Origin of the sequence: Nonomuraea sp. NPDC005983 (assembly GCF_040614375.1) — a bacterium.
GTDB lineage: Bacteria > Actinomycetota > Actinomycetes > Streptosporangiales > Streptosporangiaceae > Nonomuraea.
Genome location: NZ_JBEXUP010000044.1, coordinates 26,004 through 47,703, shown reverse-complemented (window position 1 = coordinate 47,703; position 21,700 = coordinate 26,004). Strand labels below are relative to the sequence as shown.

Below are 21,700 nucleotides of genomic sequence, written 5' to 3'. Positions count from 1 at the left end.
CGTTCGTGTCCCGTTACGATCGATGGAACGCGATTCTCGAGCTGCTCGCCCAGGAAGGCAGGCTCTCCGTCGAGGAGGCGGCCCAGTCGCTCGACGTCTCGACCGCGACGATCCGCCGCGACTTCGACCAGCTCGCCCAGCAGCAGATGCTCATGCGCACCAGGGGCGGCGCGGTCGCCCAGAGCGTCAGCTACGACCTGCCGCTGCGGTACAAGACGGCCAGGCACGCCGATGAGAAGCAGCGCATCGCCGCGGCGGCGGCCGAACTGGTCATGCCGGGAGCGGTGGTCGGCATGAACGGCGGCACCACCACCTCGGAGCTGGCCCGCACCCTGGCGACGCAGGCCACCCTGGAGTCGGGCTTCACGATCGTCACCAACGCGCTGAACATCGCCTCGGAGCTGACGGTCCGTCAGCACGTCAAGATCGTGGTCACGGGCGGCGTGGCCAGGCAGCAGTCGTACGAGCTCATCGGCCCCCTGGCCAGCGGGGTGCTGGAGCAGGTGACCCTGGACATCGCGTTCCTGGGCGTCGACGCCCTCGACGTGGACCTGGGAGCCTCGGCGCACCACGAGGGCGAGGCCAGCGTCAACAACCTGCTCATCAGCCGCGCGGCCCAGGTGGTGGTGGTCGCCGACTCCTCGAAGGTGGGCAAGCGGGCCTTCTCCCGCATCTGCCCCATCACCCGGATCGACGCCCTGGTGACGGACGCCCGCCTCTCCGACGCCCTGACGACCCAGCTCACCGACGCCGGAGTGAAGGTCGTCCGTGCCTAGTCGGCGATCGCGCAATAGGGAGACACCCACCCGGGTACGTATCCCGGGCGAGACGGACCCAGGGGGATGAAACATGACGGCCGGAAGGGGTGTGGCTCGGCTCGGGCCCGTCGGGCGCACGGCGGCACTGGCCCGGATGGCCGCGCAGGAGCTGGACGTGGTCGTGGTCGGCGGCGGTGTGGTCGGCGCGGGTGTCGCGCTCGACGCCGCCACCCGGGGCCTGGACGTCGGCCTGCTCGAGGCGCGTGACTTCGCCTCGGGGACGTCGTCGCGCTCGTCCAAACTGATCCACGGCGGGCTGCGCTACCTGGAGCAGCTCAACTTCGAGCTCGTCAGGGAGGCGCTGCAGGAGCGCGCGCTGCTGCTGCAGCGGATCGCGCCGCACCTGGTGCGCCCGGTGCCGTTCCTGTTCCCGATGACGCACTTCGGGTGGGAACGGCCGTATGTGGGGGCGGGGGTGGCGCTGTACGACACGCTCGGCTTCGCCACCGGCCTCGCCCGTGGCGTGCCGGGGCACCGGCACCTGTCCAGGAGCCGGGCGCTGCGGCTGGCGCCCGCGTTGCGGAAGGCCGCCTTCACGGGGGCCGTCCAGTACTGGGACGCGCAGGTGGACGACGCGCGGTACGTGATGACGGTGCTGCGCACGGCGGCCACCTACGGTGCGCAGGTCGCACCGCGTGCCCAGGTCGTGGGGTTCCTGCGGGAGGGGGAGCGCGTCACCGGCGTGCGGGTGCGCGACCTGGAGAGCGGCAACGAGGTGGAGGTCCGGGCGCGTCAGGTGGTCAACGCGACCGGCGTGTGGACCGACGACATCCAGGAACTGGTGGGAGGGCGCGGCCAGATCCACGTCCGGGCGTCCAAGGGGATCCACCTGGTGGTGCCCAAGGACCGGATCCACTCGCTGGCCGGAGTCATCCTTCGCACCGAAAAATCGGTACTTTTCGTGATTCCGTGGGGGCGGCACTGGATCATCGGCACCACCGACACCGAGTGGACGCTGGACAAGGCGCACCCGGCCGCCTCGAGCACGGACATCGACTACCTGCTCGACCACGTGAACGCGGTGCTGTCGGTGCCGCTGACCCGCGACGACGTGGAGGGCGTCTACGCGGGGCTGCGGCCGCTGCTGTCGGGAGAGTCGGAGGAGACGTCCAAGCTGTCGCGCGAGCACGTGGTGGCCCATCCCGTCCCGGGCCTGGTGATGATCGCCGGAGGCAAGTACACGACGTACCGGGTGATGGCCAAGGACGCGGTCGACGCCGTCGCGCACGGGCTGGACCAGCGGGTGCCGCCGTCCTGCACCGACAGGATCCCGCTGGTGGGGGCCGAGGGCTACCAGGCGCTGTGGAACTCCAGGCACCGGCTCGCGCAGAAGTCCGGGCTGCACGTGGCCCGCATCGAGCACCTGCTTCAGCGGTACGGCTCGCTCATCGACGAGGTGCTGGAGCTCATCGAGAGCGACAGCTCCCTGGCCAGGCCGCTGAACGGCGCCGACGACTACCTGCGCGCGGAGATCGTCTACGCCGCCACGCACGAGGGCGCCCGGCACCTGAACGACGTGCTGACCCGCCGCACGCACATCTCGATCGAGACCTTCCACCGGGGCGTGGCCGTCGCCCAGGAGGCGGCCGAGCTGCTGGCCGTGCCCCTCGACTGGGACGGCGAGCAGGTCAAACGCGAGGTCGAGTACTACTCCAAGCGGGTCGAGGCCGAGCGCCTCTCCCAGGAGCAGGACACCGACCAGGAGGCGGACGCCATCAGGCTGGGCGCCCCCGAGATCGAGCCGGTGGTCGCGCCCGAGCGCTCGTGACGGCGGCCCGCGCCACTGGGAGGCGCGGGCCGCTGGTCACGGGTGGCTCAGGGGGCCGGCGACGGGTTCAGTGCAGCGGAATCCACGCCTGCTTCGCCAGCGTGGTGGCGTCGTTGACCTGGACACCGTCGTAGGAGACGGTCCAGATCGCGTCGCCGATCACCATCGAGCGCTGGATGCCCGGCTGGTAGGTCTGGCCCTGCTGCTTCTGCACCGGGTGCTGGATCAGGCCGACCTTGGTCACCGCGGAGTCGTCGATCTTCAGCACGACCGCGCCGACCTCCTCCCGGTTCGCGCTGTAGGTGTTCATCGGGATCACCGACAGCCCGGTCTTCGGCCAGTACAGGAACGCGTGCGGGTCCCACTCGGCCTCCGAGCCCGAGTCCTTCTGGAACAGCTGCGACAGCCGCTTCGGGTTCGCCGGGTCGCTGACGTCGAACAGCGAGATCTGCGTGCCGAGGGTCCTGCCCTTCTCGCTGGCCTCCTGGCCGATGCCGATCAGCCGCCCCTCGTTGCCGGGGTGCAGGTAGGCGGAGTAGCCGGTGATCTTCAGTTCGCCGGTCACCTTCGGCGCGGACGGGTCCCGCAGGTCGAGCGTGTAGAGCGGATCGACCTGCTTGAACGTGACGCAGTAGCCGACCGGGCCGATGAACCGGACCGAGTAGATCCGCTCGCCCTCGCCCAGCCCGCCGACCGAGCCGACCTTCGCCAGCGTGTCGGCCCTGAGTACGGACACGCTGCTCGTGCTGGACTTCTCGGTGGTGAGCGTGGTCGCCACCCGCAGGTTCCCCTCGTACTCCGACAGCGAGTACTGGTTCAGCAGCCGCCCGGGAACCTTGCCCGAGGCGACGTACGAGGGCGGCCCCGCCTTGCCGATGTCGAAGCGGTGGACCTCGGTCTCCTCCGGGGGCTCCTTGACCGGCGGCTTGGTGGAGGCCGGTTCGGTGGCGGGGGCGACGTCCTCCAGCGCCCCCACCGGCACTCCTCGGGACCACCAGCGCGGGTTGCTCGTCACATAGAGGCTCTGGCCGGTGCCGTAGACGGTGTCGCCGTCGGCGGCCAGGGCGATCGGGTCGGTGCCCGCCTCCGTGACCCCCTGCGCCAGGTCGATCGTGTGGACGGTCATCAGCGAGGTGCCGGTGTAGTCGGCCGGGTGGCTGATCCGCTCGCACGGCACCGACGTCTTGCTGACCTTGCCGGACGCGTCGGTGATCTCGACCTTGGGCAGCCAGGCGTCGATCGGCGCCCGCCGCACCACGTCCTGGTTGAACTTCACCCGCTCAGGGTCGGCCGCGTTCTCCTTGGCCGGGGGGAATTCGATGTCGGGCTGGCTCCGGGTGACGATCCTGACCGTCGAGCCGACCATCCGGGCGTCGACGTAGCTGCCCTGCGGCTTGACCGTGCCGATCACCTTCGGCTCGCCCGCCAGGTCCACCAGCACGTACCTGGTCTCGCCTTGCGGCGCGAACGTCTTGTACATCGCGTTGCCGCCCTGGAACAGCACCAGCGCCCGGTCGCCCGAGACCAGCAGGTCGGCCGGGGTGTAGTCGGGCTCGCCCTGCTTCGTGAGGTCGAGTGACGCGGTGACCTTCCTGGTGGCCGTGTCGATGATCCGCAACGTGCCGCTGCTGACCGTGATGACCCGGTTGCCGTCGGTCTTGACCACGTCCGGCTCGTCCACGCCGGCCTCGTGCACGTTGGTCGTGGAGTGCTCGGGCGCCGCGTCGGCCTTGGCCTCGGGGGTGGCCATCGCGTTGTCGCGCATCATGTAGATCGGGGGGCCGCCGAAGCCCCACGGGCCGACGTTGGCCGCCGCGTGCTCGCGCAGCCCGCCGAGCATGTCGTCGCAGCTGCTGTAGGAGACCAGGCGCACCGCGTCCAGCCGCACGGGCGTGCCGCTCCCCGGGCCTCCCGTCGACGAGGTGCAGGCGGCGATGGCCGTCGCGAGGCCCGCGGCGGTCAGGGCCGTACGGATCAGCGTCTTCATGACCTCCTTGACGGATGCCAGGACGCGGAGGTTCAGGAACGCGGGGCCTGGTTGACGGTGAAGACGGGGCTGAAGTCGACCGCGTCGGGGATCTCCAGCAGCTTGCGCACCAGTTGGCCGTCGAAGGACACCACCTGGACCTGGTCTCGGTCCTCGTTGTCCTGCTCCCAGCAGAACAGGTGGGTCTCGTCGTACCAGCCGAGGACCTTGTCGCAGTCGGAGGCGAACTTGCGCACCCGCTTGCCCGTCTCGGAGTTCCAGACGCAGTGGTCGCCGTCGCCGCCGCTCGGGCAGTTCGTCACGAACAGCTTGCCCGAGGGGGAGAAGAGGTCGCGGGTGCCGGACGCCGGCTCGCCGATGTCCGGGGCGTCGTGGGTGGCCTTGCCGGAGGCGTCGAAGAAGCGCAGCGTGCTCTTGCCCGACATGTTGACGACGCCCTTCTCGTCGCCGTCCCAGCCGAAGGCGGTCTTGCGGATGGAGGTGTCGGCCACCCTGACGACTCTGGCCGTCTCCGCGGCGACGTCCACGATCACGAAGCCGAGGTAGGTCCACTTGCCGCGGTTCTCCTGCTCGATGTTGAGCAGGATCTTCGAGTTGTCACGCGACCAGGAACGGATGCTGCTGATCAGCGGCTTCTTCACGGTCTTGATCGTGGACCTGGTGCCCGTCCTCCGGTCGGTGATGATCACCGAGTCGTAGTCGTCGGAGGTGTAGTTCTTGCCCCGGCCCGCGAGGTAGTGGCCGTCGGACGAGACCATGGACTCCCAGTTGCCGGCGTACTTGGCGAACGTGCCGCGCAGCGAGCCCCTGGCGTAGTCGACCCAGTCGTCGGCCTTCTTGTTGAAGATCTCGTACGAGGTCAGCGTGATGGGGTCGGCCGGGCTCTCGTACAGCATGATCGAACCGCCGGTCAGCTTCACGGGCTTGCCCGCCTGCGGCACGCCCGTGGGCCTCGGCGTGACCGGCTTCCTGGTCTTGCCGGTCGTGGGGGTGGCGGTGGACGGCGCGGCGGCCGTCTCCTTGTTCGTGTTGATGACCACGACCAGCCCGGCGAGCAGCAGCAGGGCCACCCCGATGGCGCTGCCGATGAGGACCAGCGCCTTGCTCCGCCGTCCCGGAGCCTGCGGATAGCCCGTCTGGTAGACGCTGGGGTGCGTCGTCGGTGCCAGATGCGGGGGCGGGCCCGCCTGGGCGGGCATCGCCGGGTGGGACGGCGGCCCCGCCTGCGCGGGCATGGCCGGATGCGACGGCGGCCCCGCGTAGCCGGGCGGCGCCTGGTGCGCGACCGGCGCCGGATAGGAGGGCGGGCCCTGGTGGCCGCCGGACGCGGGCGGGGCCTGGTGGCCGGGCGGCGGCGCCTGGGGGTGGGACTGCCAGGCGGGGGCCGCCGCGGCGGCGCCCTGGGCGAGCATGCCGGAGTTCGGCACCGGATGCTGGAGCAGCCGCATCATCACCTGCTCGGCCGTCGGCCGCTGCGCGGGGTCCTTGGCCAGGCACGCGGCCACCACGTCACGCAGCGGCCCGTCGAGCACGCCCAGGTCGGGCTGCTGGCTCAGCACCCGGTTGATCACCGCGGGCATCGTGTCGCTGCCGAACGGCGCCCGCCCCGACGCGGCGAACACCATCGTGCTGCCCCACGAGAACAGGTCGGCCGCGGGCCCGACGGTGTGCCCCATGATCTGCTCGGGCGGCATGTACGACGGCGTGCCGACCGGCATGTTGCTGATCGTCGAGGTGGCGTTGAGCGCGCGGGCGATGCCGAAGTCGATCACGCGCGGGCCGTCGGCGCCCACGATCACGTTGGCGGGCTTGAAGTCGCGGTGCACGATCCCGGCCTGGTGGATCGCCGCCAGCGCGGTGGCCGTGCCGATGGCCAGCCGGTGCAGCGCGGACCCCGTGCGCGGCCCCTCCTCCTGCACCACCCGCTGGAGCGACGGCCCCTCGATGAACTCGCTGACGATGTACGGCCGGTCGTGCTCGACCCCGGTGCCGAGGACGGCGGCGGTGCAGAACGGGGCCACCTGCTGGGCGACCTGCACCTCGCGCAGGAACCGCCCGACGCTCACCTCGTCGCCCGCCTGGTCGGGGCGCAGCCACTTGACGGCCACGCGCGTGCCCGACGGGTCTCTGGCCAGGTAGACGACGCCCTGACCACCCTCGCCGAGCCGGCCTAGGAGCTCCAGACCCCCCAGCCTCTCGGGGTCTCCGGGTCTGAGCGACGCGATGGATGGCATGAAAGGGATTCTGGCCCCAGGCAAGGGATCCGCAAAAACTACCCGCCGGTAGGTTCACGGAATATCCTTCTGTAATGCACGTGACGTCCAGCGGCGGTACCCGCGAGATCATCGCCCCCTTCACCGGCGAACCCCTCACCGAGCTGCCCGTATCCAGCCCCGACGACGTACGCACCGCCTACGACAAGGCCAGGGCGGCCGGGCTCGGCTGGGCCGCGCTGCCGGCCGCCGAGCGGGCACGCCCGTTCCTGCTGCTGCACGACGCGATCCTCGACCGCCGCGACGAGATCCTCGACATCGTCCAGGACGAGACGGGCAAGGCCCGCAAGCACGCCTTCGAGGAGGTGCTGGACGTCGCGGGCTGCGCCCTCTACTACGCGCGCCGCGCCCCCGGCCTGCTCGCCCCGCGCAGGCGCGGCGCCATCTTCCCCCTCGCCACCCAGGTGCGCGAGCTGCGCCAGCCCAAGGGCGTGGTCGCGCTGATCTCCCCGTGGAACTACCCGCTGTCGCTCGGCGTCACCGACGCCGTGCCCGCGCTGCTGGCGGGCAACGCGCTCGTCCACAAGCCCGACACGCAGACCGCCCAGTCCACGTTGTGGACCATCGACCTGCTGGCCGAGCTCGGCATGCCGCGCGAGATCTGGCAGGTCGTGCTGGGCGAGCCCGCCGAGATCGGCGACGCGCTGCTCGACGGCGCCGACTACGTCGCCTTCACCGGCTCCACCCGCGGCGGCAGGAAGATCGCCGAGGAGGCGGCCAAGCGACTCATCGGCTGCTCGCTGGAGCTCGGCGGCAAGAACCCGATGCTGGTCCTCGACGACGCCGACGTCGACCGGGCCGTGCAGGGCGCCGTCCGGGCCTGCTTCACCAACGCGGGGCAGCTCTGCCTGTCGGTCGAGCGGCTGTACGCGCACGAGTCCGTGTTCGAGGTGTTCGCCGAGCGGTTCGCCAGGCAGGCCGGCAACCTCAAACTCGGCGCGGGCCGCGACTGGTCGGTGCAGATGGGCTCGCTCACCTCCCAGCGCCAGCTCGACGCGGTCACCGCGCACGTCGAGGACGCGGTGGCCAACGGGGCGAAGCTGCTGACCGGCGGCGAGCCCAGGCCGGACCTCGGCCCGTACTTCTACGAGCCGACCGTCCTCACCGGGGTCACCGAGGACATGCGGCTGTGCCGCGAGGAGACCTTCGGCCCGGTGGTCGCCGTGTCGGCGTTCTCATCCGACGACGAGGCGGTCGAGCTGGCCAACGACACCGCCTACGGGCTGAACGCGTCCATCTGGACGTCCGATCCGGCCCGCGGTCGCGCGCTCGCCGCCAGGCTCAGGGCCGGGACCGTCAACGTCAACGAGGGGTACGCCTCCGCGTACGCGTCCTACGACGCGCCGATGGGCGGGATGAAGGCGTCGGGGCTCGGCCGCAGACACGGCGCGGAGGGCCTGCTGCGCTACACCGAGGCGCAGACCGTGGCCTCGCAGGCGTCCTGGCTGGGCTTCGAGCCGCCGTTCGACCTGTCGGCCGAGACCTGGGCGGACGTGCTGACGACCACGCTCAAGACGATGCGGAGGCTGCGCCTGAAGTGATCGCGACGTATACACTGTAAACGATGAGCGATCAGGGAACGGCCGCGCGCATCGCGGCCGTGGCACAGCGGATCGTGGTCGAGGAGGGCGCCGACGCCGTGAGCATGCGGCGGGTCGGCGAGGCCGTCGGCATCACCGCGATGGCCATCTACCGGCACTACCCGAACCGCGAGGCGCTGCTCCGGGCCGTCGCCGACACCTGCGCCCGCGAACTGGCCGGCAGATGGCAGCAGCGGCCGGTGACCGGCGGGCTGATAGAGCGGATCGACGCGATGCTGGACGACTTCCTCGACTTCGCGCTCGGCAGCCCGCACCTCTACACCTTCCTGATGATGGACCCGTGGGCACGGGCGAAGCGCTTCCCTGACGACTTCCACGCCGACGAGGGGCCATTCGGCGCCCTGGTGAAGCTGGTCGAGGAGGGCATGCAGGTGGGCCTGCTGCGGGAGGACGACCCGCTGGAGGTCACGCTCACGGTCACCTCGGCCGCCCAGGGGCTGGTCCTGTACTATCTGGGCGGCCGGGTCGCGATGAAGGAGTCGGACTTCCGCGAGCTCTGCCACCGCACGGTGCGGAGGATCGTCGACGGCCTGGCAGGGGGAATAGCCCCTATTTCAGGAATGTCGTAGCAGAGCATGGAGATTCGCTACGTGGGCGGGCCGACCGCCGTGCTCGACCTGGGTGGGCTGCGCCTGCTGACGGACCCGACGTTCGACCCGCCGGGCGACTACCCGATCGGCGACCGGGCCCTCAGCAAGACCGGGGGGCCGGAAGAGGTCGGAGCCGTGGACGCCGTCCTGCTCTCGCATGACCAGCACCCCGACAACCTCGACAGGGCCGGGCGCGCCTTCCTGGCGTCGGCGCCGGTGGTGCTGTCCACGGGCTCGGCGGCCGAGCGGCTCGGCGACCCGGTCCAGGCCCTGCCGAACTGGACGCACGTCGACCTGCCCCGCCCCGACGGCGGCACGCTGCGGATCACCGGCGTCCCTGCCCAGCACGGCCCCGACGGGTCGGAGCACCTGGTGGGCGAGGTGACCGGGTTCGTGCTCAGCGGCGAGGGCCTGCCGACCGTGTACGTCAGCGGCGACAACGCCTCCCTGGACGTGGTCAGGGCCGTCGCCGAGCGGACCGGCGGGGCCGACGTGGCGATCCTGTTCGCCGGAGGCGCAAAGACGCCGCTGGCCGGCGACGCGTACCTCACCCTGCCCAGCGAGGACGTCGCCACGGCGGCGGACATCCTCGGCGCCCGGCACGTCGTCCCGCTGCACTTCGAGCACTGGGCCCACTTCACCCACGGCAGGGACACCCTCCCCAAGGCGCTCGCCGCGCTGGGCGAGCGGGCGCACGTGCCGGACCCCGGCCAGCGGCTGTCCCTGAGCTGACCGAGAGAGGCTGTGGGACAGTGGTGAGGTGAGCTGGGATGTGCGAGCACTGGACCTGCTGCAGGCAGGGCCGCCGACACCGCTGATCGAGGTCCCCGTCCAGGCGCCCGGTGTGCGGCTGCTGGCGAAGGACGAGTCCGTACACCCGACGGGAAGCATGCGGCACCGGCACGCCAGGGCGCTGTTCAGGCAGGCGGTGCTCGACGGGCTCGTCACCGAGGGCACCACTGTGGTCGAGGCCACGGGCGGCAACGCCGCGGTCGCCCAGGCGTGGTTCGCCAGGCGGCTCGGCCTGCCGTACGTGGTGATCATGCCGGGTGCGTACGCCGAGGAGCGGGCGCGGCCGGTGGAGGAACTGGGCGGCGAGTGCCGGTTCGTGACCCCGCCGCTGGCGATCTACGACGCCGCCAGGAAGGTCGAGGGGCACTTCCTCGACCAGTTCGGGCGGGCGGCCGAGCATGACCTGGCCGCCGAGCTGTTCGCCCAGGTACGTCCCGACTGGGTGGTGGTGGGTGCGAGCACCGGCGCGACCTCGGCCACGCTGGGCCGCTGGGTCCACGACCGCCGCGACGGCGGCTCCCTGGAACCGGGCCTGGGCGGCGCCGCCCCGTTGGAGTGCCGGGTGGCCGTGGCGGATCCGGAGAACTCGGCGTACTTCCCCGGCTGGACCCTCGACGCGCCCGACTACGCGACCGGCATGCCGTCGAGGATCGAGGGCATCGGGCGGCCGCGCATCGAGCCGGGCTTCCGTCCGGACCTCGTCGACCTGGTGATCCCGGTGCCCGACGCGGCGAGCGTCGCGGCCGCGAGGCATCTCAGGAGCCTCACCGGGCTGGCCGTGGGCGCCTCGTCGGGCACCGCGCTCTGGGCGGCCCTGGAGCTGGTCGAGCGCATGCGTGCCAAGGGGACGACCGGCACGGTGGTCACCGTCCTCGGCGACGCCGCCGACCGGCACCTGGCCACCTGCCACGACGACGCCTGGGCCGCCGCCAAGGGCCTCGACCTCGGGCCGCCCACCGAGGAGCTGCGTCACCGCGTCGGCTAGCGGCTTGCGGCGGTCAGCGGAGCCGGTGGCTGACCCAGACGTTGGGCTCGACGTAGACGGCGTAGTCGTGCTCGACGCTGCAGTGCACCGGGTTGAGCGCTTTCGGCACCTCCACCATGCCCGAGCGGTCGAACGGCAGCTCGGTCCACTCGCGCCACTCGGCGAGCGTGCCCGCCACCACCATCGAGCGCGGCGCCACCTTGACGATCCGCCCGCCCGCCCGGACGTGCACGCGCAGCCAGGCGTCCGACGGCAGCCCGTCCGCGCGGGTCCTGGACGCGTACGCGTCCATCGGGGTGTGTGGTTCGAGGTGTTTCTGGTTGGGCCGGACCGGGGCCACCAGCTCGGCGAAGCCCAGCCGGGTCGCGGTGTCGCGCATGGCGGCCACCATGTGCGGTGAGACGCCGGTGCCGAGGAGGTCCTGCCTGACGGTGATCTCCAGCGCGGAGATCCTGTCGGGCTTCTCGCCGCGCTCCCTGGCCAGCCAGCCGCGGCGGATCACGCCGTCCCAGCCGTCGTCGGGCAGCTCGTCGTCTTCGGACGTGTAGGGGATCATGCAGCCCCTCGCCGCCAGCCTGCCTGGTTCGGTGTCGTCGTCGGCCACCAGGACGTACTCGGCGTAGACGGTGTCGGCGATCGGGTAGAAGAGGTCGGCGATCGGGTCGTTCAACATGAACGCCCCCCACGTGTGCTCCATCTCCCATAAGTCGGCGGCGAACTCGGGGCGTTCGGCCAGTGTGGTGATCCGCAGAGACATGCGGAGCATTGTCACATCTCGGCGGGCCGCTGGATGGGCTGATGCTCCGTTCTGAAGATCAACGTGGTCTGCAGGTGCACGATCTCCCGCCTGATCAGGAACTTCTCCAGCGCGAGCCGGTGCAGGTGGTCGGCGTCCGCCACGGCCACGTGGACGAGGAAGTCCTCGGTGCCCGCGACGTGGAACAGGGTGATCGTCTCGGGCAGGCCGAGCACGAGGGCCCGCAACGGGTCCACGATCTGGCTGGTGTGCGGTTTGACCCGCAGGGCGAACAGCGCCTGGAGAGGGCGTCCGAGCCGGGCGGTGTCGACCGTGGCGCGGAACCCGGTGATCACGCCTCGGCGCCGCAGTGACCGCACCCGTTCGAGCGCCGTGGAGGGGGCCACGCCCAGCCGTTCGGCGAGGTCCTTGTTGGGCAGCCGCGCATCCTTCTGCAACTCGGCCAGGATCGCCAGGTCAATCGAATCCAGTTCGGCGTTGCTCGCCATTATCGCCCTCCCGTTCGGCGACCCTAGCCCCACACCGCAGAATTAACCAATATTTCGGGCTATGTGGAACGTTGATGAGTTCACCGACGCGGCCGCGATCACCGTCGAGGAACTGGCCGCCTACGTGGACGAGAGCCAGCACGGCCGCGCCCCCGTGCTGCGACGGCAGCCGCCCGGAGAGCTGGCCGACCGCCTCGGCCTCGCCGACCTGATCGCCAAGGGCGGCCTCACCCCCGAGACCTACCGAGCCTTCCTCAGGACGTTCCTCGCCGAAGGCACCCGCCTTCATCACCCCGGCTTCCTCGCGCACCAGACGGCCTCGCCGGACTTCCCCGCCGCCCTGGCGGACTTCGTGCACGGCGCCACCAACAACCCCATGGCCATCTACGAGATGGGCGCGGCGTCGGCCACGGTCGAGTTCGAGGTCCTCAGGTGGATGCTGGAGAAGGTCGGCTTCCCGGCCGGTGGCGGCGTCCTCACGCACGGCGGCTCGTTGGCGAACCTGACGGCGCTGCTGGCGGCCCGCGCCCGCGCGGTGCCGGACGCCTGGGAGCGCGGAGTCCCCGGTGACCTGGTGATCCTCGCCCCGCCCTCGGCTCACTACTCGATCGCGCGGGCGGCCTCGATCCTGGGTCTCGGGCAGCGCGCCATCGTCCCGCTCGAAACGGACGAGCTGGGCCGCATTGACATCACCCGCCTACCCGAAATTTCCGGGAAAAGGGTGATGGCGCTGGTGGCGTCGGCCTGCGCCACGGGCACCGGGCTGTACGACGACCTGCGTCCCATCGGGGAGTGGTGCCGCGAGCGCGGCGTCTGGTTCCACGTGGACGGCGCCCACGGCGCCTCCGCCCTCCTGACGGACCGGCACCGGCACCGGCTCGACGGCGTGGAACTGGCCGACTCCGTCATCTGGGACGCGCACAAGATGCTCAGGACGTCCGGGCTGGCCGCTGCCGTCCTCGTCCGCAGGGAACAGGACCTCGACGCCGCCTTCAAGCAGGAGGCCAGCTACCTCTTCTACGGCGACCAGGGCTTCGACCTCATCCGCCGCACGGTGGAGTGCACCAAGGCGGCGCTGGGCCTCAAGATCTTCCTCAACCTCGCCTGGCGCGGGGAGGAGGGCCTGGGCGAGTACGTCGCCCGCCAGTACGCCACGGCCCACCGCTTCTGGGAGCTCGCCCGCCGCCGTCCCGGCTTCGAGCTGCCGTACGAGCCGGAGAGCAACATCGTCTGCTTCAGGTTCGGCCAAGGAGACCAGGCGGAGCTGCGCGAACGCCTGATGCGGAACGGCTCCTTCTACCTGACCTCCACGGAGCTCAACGGCGTCCGCCACCTGCGCGTCACGGTCATGGCCCCGGCGACGGACGACGCCACCCTGGAAGCCCTGCTGGACGAGATCGCCTCCCTCCGGCCAGGGGGTCCTCAAGATCAGACAGCTGCGCTAGCGTCGCAGGCATGACGGAACTCGACGCCAGGTTGCGTGCCATCACCGACCTGATCGTGGCCGACGTCCGGGAGACGGGCGGCAGGCACGAATACGACGGCAAGATCCAGGACCTGTCGCCCGAGGGCGTCCGGGCCGGGCTGGCCCGCCTCGGCGAGGGCGACGTGCCGCGGGACGCCCACGACGCCGAGCACCTGCGGGTGTTCGAGGAGGCGCTGCGCACCCAGCTCGGCGAGCTGGAACTGCACAGGAAGAACCCGCTGATCCACCTGTCCAACCTCGACCTGGCCTGCTACGACCGCGACTACGCCCCGGAGGAGGAGCGCGCCGCCGCCAAGGCCGCGCACCTCGCGCTCTGGCCGGACGCCGTCGAGCAGTCGATCGCCTCGCTCGACCAGGTCACCGCCCCCGTCGCGAAGTCGCTGGCGGGAGCGGTCAAGGGGCTGGCGGCGGGCGTCACCGACGAGGCCGCGCTGGAGGCGCACGCCCGGCTGCTCGCGCACGTCGAGCGCGCCGCCGTCGAGGGCGACCCCGACGCCGCGCTGGGCGGCGAGGCGCTGGCCCGGCTGATGGGCACGGCGGAGGGCCTGCCGGTGGACCTCGGCAGGCTGGCGGAGCGGGCCGACGCCGAGCGCGACAGGCTCATGGCGCTGCTCGCCGAGAGCTGCGCCAAGCTCGGCCAGGCCGGCCGGCCGCCGCTCGATGTGGTGCGCGAGTTGGTCAAGCAGCACCCCGACGCCGACGGCGTGATCGAGGCGGCCAGGATCGGCACCGAGAAGGCCATCGCCTTCACCCGGGAGAAGGACCTCGTCCCCTACCACGACGGCGAGTGCCTGGTCGGCCTCGCGCCGGAGTCGCGCCGCTGGGCGATGGCGATGATGGCGTGGAACTCGCCCGGCGAGCCCGAGGGCCCGTCCTGGTACCACATCACGCCGCCCGACCCGTCCTGGCCCGCGCAGGACGTCGAGGAGTGGCTGGAGGTCTTCAGCGACACCACGCTGCCCGCGATCAACGTGCACGAGGTCGCGCCGGGGCACTTCTCGCACGCCCGTGCCCTGCGCCGCGCCGGTTCGGACGTCCGGCGGCTGCTGCAGTCGCTGGCGTTCATCGAGGGCTGGGCGCACTACGCCGAGGAGCTCTGCGTCGAGGAGGGCTTCGAGGCGCAGGATCCGCGCTTCGAGATCGGCGTGTGGGTGGAGGCGCTGATCCGCGTCACCCGGCTGGCCTGCGCGATCGGCGTCCACACCGGGCAGTTGACGGTGGAGGAGGGGGCCAGGCGGTTCGAGTCCGACACGCACCTGGCCGGCCCGGCCGCGCTGTCGGAGGCCAGGCGGGCCTCGTTCGACCCGACCTACGGCCGCTACACCTGGGGCAAGCTGCTCATCCTCGACCTGCGCGAGCAGGCCCGCAAGGAGTGGGGCGGCGGTTTCACCCTCCAGCGCTTCCACAAGGCGCTGTTCGATCTCGGCTCGCCGCCTCTGGGACTGATCGGCCGCATCCTGTAGCGTCGAAGCGAGCGCTTGGCCTGCCGGTCGGGCGGCTGCGGGCCCAGCTCGAGACCCTGCTGGCGGGGGGAGTGCCCGGCCACGGCTGATCTACGGTGCAGGGCCAGGTGGAATTGTCACGGCCGATACACTGAGAACACCGCATTCGCCTTTGGGGGGTTCTCTCGGTGTCTGAATTCGACACAGTGCTCGTCGTCGACTTCGGCGCGCAGTACGCACAGCTGATCGCCAGGCGCGTCCGCGAATGCCATGTCTTCTCCGAGATCGTCCCCTCGACGATGCCGGTCGAGGAGATGCTGGCCAAGAAGCCGAAGGCGATCATCCTGTCCGGCGGCCCCTCCTCGGTCTACGCCGAGGGCGCGCCGGCCGTCCCTGACGGCCTGTTCGAGACCGGCGTGCCCACGTTCGGCATCTGCTACGGCTTCCAGGCCATGGCCAGGGCGCTGGGCGGCGAGGTCGCCCGCACGGGCGTCGCCGAGTACGGCGGCACCCAGCTCGACGTGCTCAGCGAGGGCGTGATCTTCGCCGGGCTGCCCGCCACCCAGAAGGTGTGGATGTCGCACGGCGACAGCGTCGCCGCCGCCCCCGAGGGGTTCGCCGTCACCGCCTCCACCCGCGAGACCCCGGTGGCCGCCTTCGAGCACCCCGCCCGCGGCCTGTACGGCGTGCAGTTCCACCCCGAGGTGCTGCACTCCGAGCACGGCCAGCAGGTGCTCAAGCACTTCCTCGACGCCGCGGGCTGCCGCCCCACCTGGACCATGCTCAACATCGTCGAAGAGTCCGTGGAGGCGGTGCGGCGGCAGGTCGGCGACGGCCGGGCCATCTGCGCGCTGTCGGGCGGCGTCGACTCCGCGGTGGCCGCCGCGCTCGTCCAGCGTGCCATCGGTGAGCGGCTGACGTGCGTCTTCGTCGACCACGGGCTGCTGCGCAAGGGCGAGGCCGAGCAGGTCGAGCGCGACTTCGTCGCCGCCACGGGCGTCAAGCTCCGGGTGGTCGACGCCGCCGACCGCTTCCTGAAGGCGCTCGAAGGCGTCAGCGACCCGGAGGAGAAGCGCAAGATCATCGGTCGCGAGTTCATCCGCGTCTTCGAGGACGAACAGCGCGCCATCCTGGCCGACGGGCCCGTCGAGTTCCTCGTCCAGGGCACCCTCTACCCCGACGTGGTCGAGTCGGGCGGCGGCACCGGCACCGCCAACATCAAGTCGCACCACAACGTCGGCGGTCTGCCGGAAGACCTCCAGTTCACCCTGGTCGAGCCGCTGCGCACGCTGTTCAAGGACGAGGTGCGGCGCGCGGGCGAGGAGCTCGGCCTGCCGTCCGCCATGGTCTGGCGTCAGCCGTTCCCCGGCCCCGGCCTCGGCATCCGCATCGTCGGCGAGGTCACCCGCGACCGGCTCGACCTGCTGCGCGAGGCCGACGCGATCGCCCGCGAAGAGCTGTCGCGCGCCGGTCTCGACAGGGAGATCTGGCAGTGCCCGGTGGTGCTGCTCGCCGACGTGCGCTCCGTCGGCGTCCAGGGCGACGGCCGCACCTACGGCCACCCGGTGGTGCTGCGTCCGGTGACCTCCGAAGACGCGATGACGGCCGACTGGGCGCGGGTGCCGTACGACGTGCTGTCGCGCATCTCCACCCGCATCACGAACGAGGTCCGCGACGTCAACCGCGTGGTGCTGGACGTGACCAGCAAGCCGCCCGGCACCATCGAGTGGGAGTGACCCGCAGGTAGCTGGTGACCCTGGCCGACTGCTCGCGCAGGCACAGCGCGAGCGTCGCCAGGGCGGCACGCGAGCGCTACGACGCCCGCCAGGCCGTCGCCGTCTAGGCCGCCGTCTTCCGCGATGCGAGCACGATGTCGCCCACCCGTCTCGGCAGCCGGATGAGGCTCGCGACGAGCAGCGGCAGCAGGACGATGCCGACGAAGATCGGCGAGGCCATGTAGCGGAAGTCCTGCGCCGAGATGTTGGCCAGGATCGCGAGCTGCTGCCCCACGACCACCGCCGCCACCCCGACCACGTACCGGTTGCGCAGCGTCCAGGCGGCCAGCGCGACCGTCAGGTACGACAGATACGACCAGAGCGCCCCGCGCCACAGCAGCCAGTCGAGATTCGGCGCCATGGTCGCGGTCAGCCACGGGTCGGCGTACCGGTACAGCTCCTGCGACAGCGGCCGCAGCGAGTACACCCACCGCCCCTGGAAGTCGGGGACCTTGGTGGGCCCGACGTAGGTGTCGGCGTTGGGCCTGCGGGAGAAGTGGTAGGTCATCCCCGCGGGCGTGGAGTCGTCCGCGAACAGCTTCCATGCGATCGCGCCCCTGCACAGGCGCGCGTCGATCACCAGCCGCGGCTGCTCCACGAGCAGCCGCTTCCACAGGTCGAGCAGCTGGCCGGCGTGCGCGTCGGCCTGCGGCCAGCTGAAGTCGCGCCGCCAGATCAGCGGGTTGATCGTGGTGCACACGCCGCCCTCGGTCCACCTGGTCAGCGGCGCGACGGACGCCATGAGCGTCTTGTCCTGCTCGCTGAACAGCTCGGGATGGTCGCGGTAGGCGACGGCGATGTCGCCGAAGGCCGTGTGGTAGACGTACGTCTTCGACGGCGCCAGGATGCCGAACTGCGGGAACACCAGGTTGGTGAGCAGGAGCGGGATGGCGGCCGCGGCCGTCCCGACCAGCGCCAGCCGGATCCGGGCGGCGTTGACGGCCACGAGCAGCACGACGACGGCGATCCCCACGACGAGGAACCCGTTCGCCCTGAACAGGCCGAGCAGGGTCATCAGCGTTCCGAGGGCGGCCAGTCTGCGGCCGGTGACCGTGCGGTCGCCCGCGATCCGGGCGCACACCCCGGCGATCGCGATCGCGCAGATCGTGAACGGGACGTCCTTCCAGAGCGTGACGGAGAACGCCCCCGCGGTCGGCAGAAAGGGGAGCAGGAGGGCCACGGCCGTCGTGGTCCTGCGTGGCGCGCCGACCTTCTTGAGCGACTGCGCCAGGTACGTGATCGCCGCCGCCATGGCGGTGGTCTGGAAGAACGTGACCCAGCCGATGTCACCGTCGACCCTGAAGCTGAGCCAGAGCAGCGCGTCGTAGAGCACCGAGTGGTCGCTCACCCACGGCCCGACCATGGTGTGGCTCAGGTACAGGACGGAGTCGCGGCTGAAGAGCCCCGGGTACAGGGCCGCCCACCAGCACACGAGCACGGTCTGGATGGCCGTGAACGTGGCGAGCGGGCCCCAGATCGCAGGCTTCGCGGACTCTGTCTGCATGGCTCCAATCCCCAAACATGCCGAAAGCCCCTGCCTGCCTCCAACATGGGCAAGCTACCGCACTTTACGGATAGGTAACTCCGGCTGTCAGAGCCTTACCGCGTAGCAGCGCCGGGACCGTGACGAGGCGGTAGCCCTGTTTCTTCAGCTCTTTGATGATCTCCGGCATCGCCTGGACCGTCTGCGGGACCGTGTCGTGCATGAGGATCACGCCGTCGCGCTTGGCCAGCCTGAGCACCGCCGCCTTGATCTGCTTGACGTCGCGCAGCTTCCAGTCGAGCGTGGTGCCCGACCACAGCACCTGCGCCAGGTCCTGCTGCCCCGCCAGCCCCAGCACACGCTCGTCGGTGTGCCCGTACGGAGGCCGGAACATCTTCGGCCGCCGCCCGGTGGCCTGCTGGATGAGCGCCTGGGTGCTCTTGATCTCGTCGATGACGTCGTCGTCCAGCTTGGACGGCAGCGACGGGTGCGAGTAGGTGTGGTTGCCGATCGCATGGCCCTGCGCGGCCTCGCTCCTCGCGACCGCCGGGCGCCGCTCCACCTGCTTGCCCACCAGGAAGAAGGTGGCCTTGGCCTGCTCCTTCCGCAACACCTTCAGCAGGGTCGCGGTGTGGTCGCTCGGCCCGTCGTCGAAGGTGAGTGCCAGGCACTTCACCTTGGCGCAGTCGGCCTTCGCCCGGACGTCCGCGGCCGGAAGCGACGTCATCGTCAGCGCCGCCGCCAATAAGCTGTGAATCACCACAGCCGCCACTTTAAGGGCAAATTGCCACGCGCGAGCAGCCCGTCAGATGCGTTTCCTGAAGACCCGCAGGTCATTGCCGTAGACCACGCGGTGCGCGGTTTTGGACAGTTCCAATGTGAGCGAGTTCTCGGCCGCCCACCGCTCGACCGTCGCGACCGGCACGGGGTGGATCCACTCGCGGGCGATGATCAGGTCGTGGACGCGGCAGGCGGCGTTGCGCCACCTCGGGCGGGCGCTCATGTCCTTGTAGATGAACAAGCCGCCCGGACGCACCGACGCGCACGCCTTGTCGAACACCTCGCGCTGCCAGGAGACGGGCACATGGTGGATGACGTCCTGCATGTGGACCACGTCGTAGGAGCGGTCGGGCCACGGCAGGCGCGCGTCGCGGTGCTCGAAGCGCAGCGTCGAGCCGGTGTCGCCGAGCCGCGCCGCCATCTCCCGCGCCAGCCCGATCGCGACCGGGCACGGGTCGAACCCGTGCCCCTCGATGCGGCGGCCGCGGGCCGCCATGAGTCCGAGTGAGAGCCCCGAGCCACAGCCGATGTCGAGCACGGTCGAGCCCGGCGGGACGAACCCGATGGTCTCCTCGAACGGGCAGACCAGCACGCGCAGCCGCTGCTTGAGCCGGAGCGCCCGCGGCGCGTCCGCGTAGAGCCGCCAGGCGTCCTGGAGCAGCAGGCGCCGGTCGAACACCTCGTGGTCGAAAGTGAGCGTCACGTGAGTCTCCTAGCTCGGCTTGCGGGCGCGCAGGAACAGCGTCACGCCCTTGAGCGACGTGACCGGCAGGTGTCTTTCGAGCATGACGACCGCCGAGAGTGCCGTGTTGACCAGGGCGGGAGTCTCGGCGAGGTCGCTCCCGGTGGAGCGCCGGCGGTGCCTGGCCACCAGCGGGCGCAGCAGCACGTTCCAGCTCCACAGCCGCTCGACCTGCAGGCCGCCCTTCTCGACCACGGCCGTCAGCGACTCGCGGCAGTAGCGCCGCACGTGCCCGACCGCCTCGTCGTGGGCCGACCAGAGCGCCATGTCGCACGGCACCGCGATCAGCGTGCGTCCGCCCGGCCGCAGGGCCTTGGCGATCTGCTCGGTGACCAGGTAGTCCTCGTCGATGTGCTCCAGGACGTCGAAGGCGGTGACGAGGTCGAAGCTGCCCGGGGCCACCGGCAGGTCGCGGGCGTCGGCCAGGAGGCACTTGAGCCCGCGCTCCCTGGCCACCTGCACCGCGACCTCGGAGAAGTCGGTCGCGGTGGCGTCCCAGCCGTCCTCGACCAGGACGCGGGTGTTGCCGCCGCCCGCCGCGCCGATGTCCAGGGCTCGTCCGGGACGCAGCCCCCGCAACTCCCGGCGGAGGATCGCCCGGCGCTCCCGGTACCACCAGTGGGTGTCCTCGAGGGCGACGAGGCGGCGGATCTCTGTAGCTTCCATGATGGTCATCTCCGTGAGCGGGCGAAGACCCAGCGGTCCAGCGCGACGAAGCGGAGCAGGGTGAGCCCGCAGTACGTCGCCACGACGGCGGTCACTTCGAGCAGGCGGTTGATCCCCGGGGCGGCCGCCTGCAGGCCGAGCACGGCCGTCGTGGTGACGGCGTAGTTGGCCAGGAAGAGCAGCGCGGCCTTCAGGCGCATGGCCGTGTGGGGGCCGCCGAGGCGGTTGAATGTCCAGCGGCGGTTCGCCTCGGTGTTGGCGATCGCGGTGAGGACGAGGGCGCCGAGATTGGCGAGCGCGGGCGCCCAGTGTTCGCGGAGCGGGAGGTAGAGCAGCGCATAGATAAATCCGGAAAATGCGCCAATTATCGAGAAAGATGTGAATTTAGCCAGGGTGACGGCCCTCGGCCTGGCGACCACCGCGTTCGGATGCGTGGGCGTCGGCTCGGCCCGCCTCGGCACGCCCACCCTCGCCCGGCCGGTGGACATCGACCAGGCGACCCTGGCGAGGCCCTTCAGGTCGTCGACCGCCGTCCTGACCACGCGGACGCGGGAGTCCAGGTCCTCGATCCAGTCGACCGGCACCTCATGCACCCGCAGGCCGTTGTGCTCGGCGAGCAGGAGCAGCTCGGTGTCGAAGAACCAGCTGTCGTCCTCGACGTGTTCCAGCAGCGGCCTGATCACGTCCGCCCTGGCCGCCTTGAAGCCGCACTGGGCGTCGCTGAACCTGACGCCGAAACCGTAGCGGAGCAGGGCGTTGTAGCCGCGTGAGACCACCTCGCGCTTCAGCGAGCGCCGGGTGCGGGCGCTGTGCGCGAGCCGGGTGCCGATGGCGACCTCGGAGTGGTCGCTGGCCAGCGAGGCGACCAGCGGGAACAGCGCGCCGAGCCCGGTGGAAAGGTCCACGTCCATGTAGGCGACGATGTCGGCCGGGCTGTCGCGCCAGGCCGCCTTCAGCGCCGCGCCCCGCCCCCTGACGTCGATCTTGCGGGCGTACACCTGGTCGAACTCGCTCGCCAGACGCAGGGCGGTCGGCCAGGTGTCGTCGGTGCTGCCGTTGTCGACGATCGTGATACGCCACGGCAGCGGGAACGAGCCCCCCAGAAAGGCGCTGAGTGTCCTGACGCAGCCCGGCAGCGCACGTTCCTCGTCGAGCACCGGGATGACGATGTCGACGGACGCGAGCCTGACCGGGCCGTCGAGGACGACGGTGCCGGGGCGATGCTCCATGGCGGCAGTCGTGTCCATACGGTCCCCTGATCCCTTGT

Annotated in this window: 18 protein-coding genes; 9 read left to right on the top strand and 9 right to left on the bottom strand. The window is 71.0% G+C overall.

The features are described 5' to 3' along the window. Window positions 1–5 precede the first annotated feature (5 nt). Together ABZ297_RS20605 and ABZ297_RS20600 are read left to right on the top strand one after the other, a co-directional pair. Entirely contained in the window at window positions 6–776 is a 771-nt protein-coding gene (locus ABZ297_RS20605) for a DeoR/GlpR family DNA-binding transcription regulator (RefSeq protein WP_355348265.1), read from the top strand. Window positions 777–849: 73 nt separating this feature from the next. Further along, window positions 850–2,586, top strand: coding sequence for a glycerol-3-phosphate dehydrogenase/oxidase (locus tag ABZ297_RS20600; RefSeq protein ID WP_355348262.1), 1,737 nt, complete (start codon window positions 850–852; stop codon window positions 2,584–2,586). Between the two features lie 67 nt (window positions 2,587–2,653). Here the strand turns inward: ABZ297_RS20600 and ABZ297_RS20595 are convergent, their stop codons facing one another. Beyond that, window positions 2,654–4,573 carry a beta-propeller domain-containing protein gene (locus tag ABZ297_RS20595; protein WP_355348253.1) on the bottom strand — a complete coding sequence of 640 codons (1,920 nt, stop codon included), beginning with the start codon at window positions 4,571–4,573 and terminating at the stop codon, window positions 2,654–2,656. Window positions 4,574–4,605: 32 nt separating this feature from the next. Continuing rightward, window positions 4,606–6,807 carry a protein kinase gene (locus ABZ297_RS20590; RefSeq protein WP_355348250.1) on the bottom strand — a complete coding sequence of 734 codons (2,202 nt, stop codon included), beginning with the start codon at window positions 6,805–6,807 and terminating at the stop codon, window positions 4,606–4,608. 74 nt (window positions 6,808–6,881) lie between these two features. Here ABZ297_RS20590 and ABZ297_RS20585 point away from each other — a divergent pair, with 74 nt between their 5' ends. Genes ABZ297_RS20585 through ABZ297_RS20570 form a run of 4 tightly spaced genes read left to right on the top strand, consistent with a single transcriptional unit; the run spans window position 6,882 to window position 10,814 of the window. Then, window positions 6,882–8,387: a succinic semialdehyde dehydrogenase gene (locus ABZ297_RS20585; RefSeq protein WP_355348247.1), complete on the top strand. Its 1,506-nt coding sequence runs from the start codon at window positions 6,882–6,884 to the stop codon at window positions 8,385–8,387. A 23-nt stretch (window positions 8,388–8,410) separates the two neighbouring features. After that, a complete protein-coding gene (locus ABZ297_RS20580) occupies window positions 8,411–9,016 on the top strand; it encodes a TetR/AcrR family transcriptional regulator (RefSeq protein ID WP_355348244.1) in 606 nt (201 codons plus the stop codon). 6 nt (window positions 9,017–9,022) lie between these two features. Further along, on the top strand, window positions 9,023–9,769 hold the full coding sequence (locus ABZ297_RS20575; protein WP_355348241.1) for an MBL fold metallo-hydrolase: 747 nt from the start codon (window positions 9,023–9,025) through the stop codon (window positions 9,767–9,769). A gap of 28 nt (window positions 9,770–9,797) precedes the next feature. Next, on the top strand, window positions 9,798–10,814 hold the full coding sequence (locus tag ABZ297_RS20570) for a pyridoxal-phosphate dependent enzyme (protein WP_355348238.1): 1,017 nt from the start codon (window positions 9,798–9,800) through the stop codon (window positions 10,812–10,814). A gap of 13 nt (window positions 10,815–10,827) precedes the next feature. Here the strand turns inward: ABZ297_RS20570 and ABZ297_RS20565 are convergent, their stop codons facing one another. After that, window positions 10,828–11,571 (bottom strand): N-acetyltransferase, encoded by a 744-nt coding sequence (locus tag ABZ297_RS20565; protein ID WP_355348236.1) that lies wholly within the window; start codon window positions 11,569–11,571, stop codon window positions 10,828–10,830. 11 nt (window positions 11,572–11,582) lie between these two features. After that, complete coding sequence (locus ABZ297_RS20560; RefSeq protein ID WP_355348233.1) at window positions 11,583–12,059, bottom strand: Lrp/AsnC family transcriptional regulator; 477 nt, start codon at window positions 12,057–12,059, stop codon at window positions 11,583–11,585. A gap of 61 nt (window positions 12,060–12,120) precedes the next feature. On the opposite strand from ABZ297_RS20560, the gene ABZ297_RS20555 reads away from it, so the two are divergent. The 3 genes from ABZ297_RS20555 to guaA all read left to right on the top strand — a co-directional run bounded on the left by ABZ297_RS20555 (window position 12,121) and on the right by guaA (window position 16,723). Next, window positions 12,121–13,518, top strand: a complete 1,398-nt coding sequence (locus ABZ297_RS20555) for an aminotransferase class V-fold PLP-dependent enzyme (protein WP_355348230.1) — start codon at window positions 12,121–12,123, stop codon at window positions 13,516–13,518. Continuing rightward, window positions 13,515–15,008 (top strand): DUF885 family protein, encoded by a 1,494-nt coding sequence (locus tag ABZ297_RS20550; protein WP_355348227.1) that lies wholly within the window; start codon window positions 13,515–13,517, stop codon window positions 15,006–15,008. The genes ABZ297_RS20555 and ABZ297_RS20550 overlap by 4 nt, the downstream gene beginning before the upstream one ends. A 167-nt stretch (window positions 15,009–15,175) precedes the next feature. Continuing rightward, window positions 15,176–16,723, top strand: a complete 1,548-nt coding sequence (guaA, locus tag ABZ297_RS20545; RefSeq protein ID WP_355348224.1) for a glutamine-hydrolyzing GMP synthase — start codon at window positions 15,176–15,178, stop codon at window positions 16,721–16,723. 103 nt (window positions 16,724–16,826) lie between these two features. Here the strand turns inward: guaA and ABZ297_RS20540 are convergent, their stop codons facing one another. The 5 genes from ABZ297_RS20540 to ABZ297_RS20520 form a co-directional block, all read right to left on the bottom strand. Beyond that, on the bottom strand, window positions 16,827–18,266 hold the full coding sequence (locus tag ABZ297_RS20540; RefSeq protein ID WP_355348221.1) for a hypothetical protein: 1,440 nt from the start codon (window positions 18,264–18,266) through the stop codon (window positions 16,827–16,829). 64 nt (window positions 18,267–18,330) lie between these two features. After that, entirely contained in the window at window positions 18,331–19,008 is a 678-nt protein-coding gene (locus tag ABZ297_RS20535; RefSeq protein WP_355348218.1) for a polysaccharide deacetylase family protein, read from the bottom strand. Window positions 19,009–19,050: 42 nt separating this feature from the next. Continuing rightward, complete coding sequence (locus tag ABZ297_RS20530) at window positions 19,051–19,728, bottom strand: class I SAM-dependent methyltransferase (protein WP_355348215.1); 678 nt, start codon at window positions 19,726–19,728, stop codon at window positions 19,051–19,053. A 9-nt stretch (window positions 19,729–19,737) separates the two neighbouring features. Continuing rightward, window positions 19,738–20,433, bottom strand: a complete 696-nt coding sequence (locus tag ABZ297_RS20525) for a class I SAM-dependent methyltransferase (RefSeq protein ID WP_355348213.1) — start codon at window positions 20,431–20,433, stop codon at window positions 19,738–19,740. Window positions 20,434–20,438: 5 nt separating this feature from the next. Then, complete coding sequence (locus ABZ297_RS20520; protein ID WP_355348210.1) at window positions 20,439–21,680, bottom strand: glycosyltransferase; 1,242 nt, start codon at window positions 21,678–21,680, stop codon at window positions 20,439–20,441. Window positions 21,681–21,700: the final 20 nt, after the last annotated feature.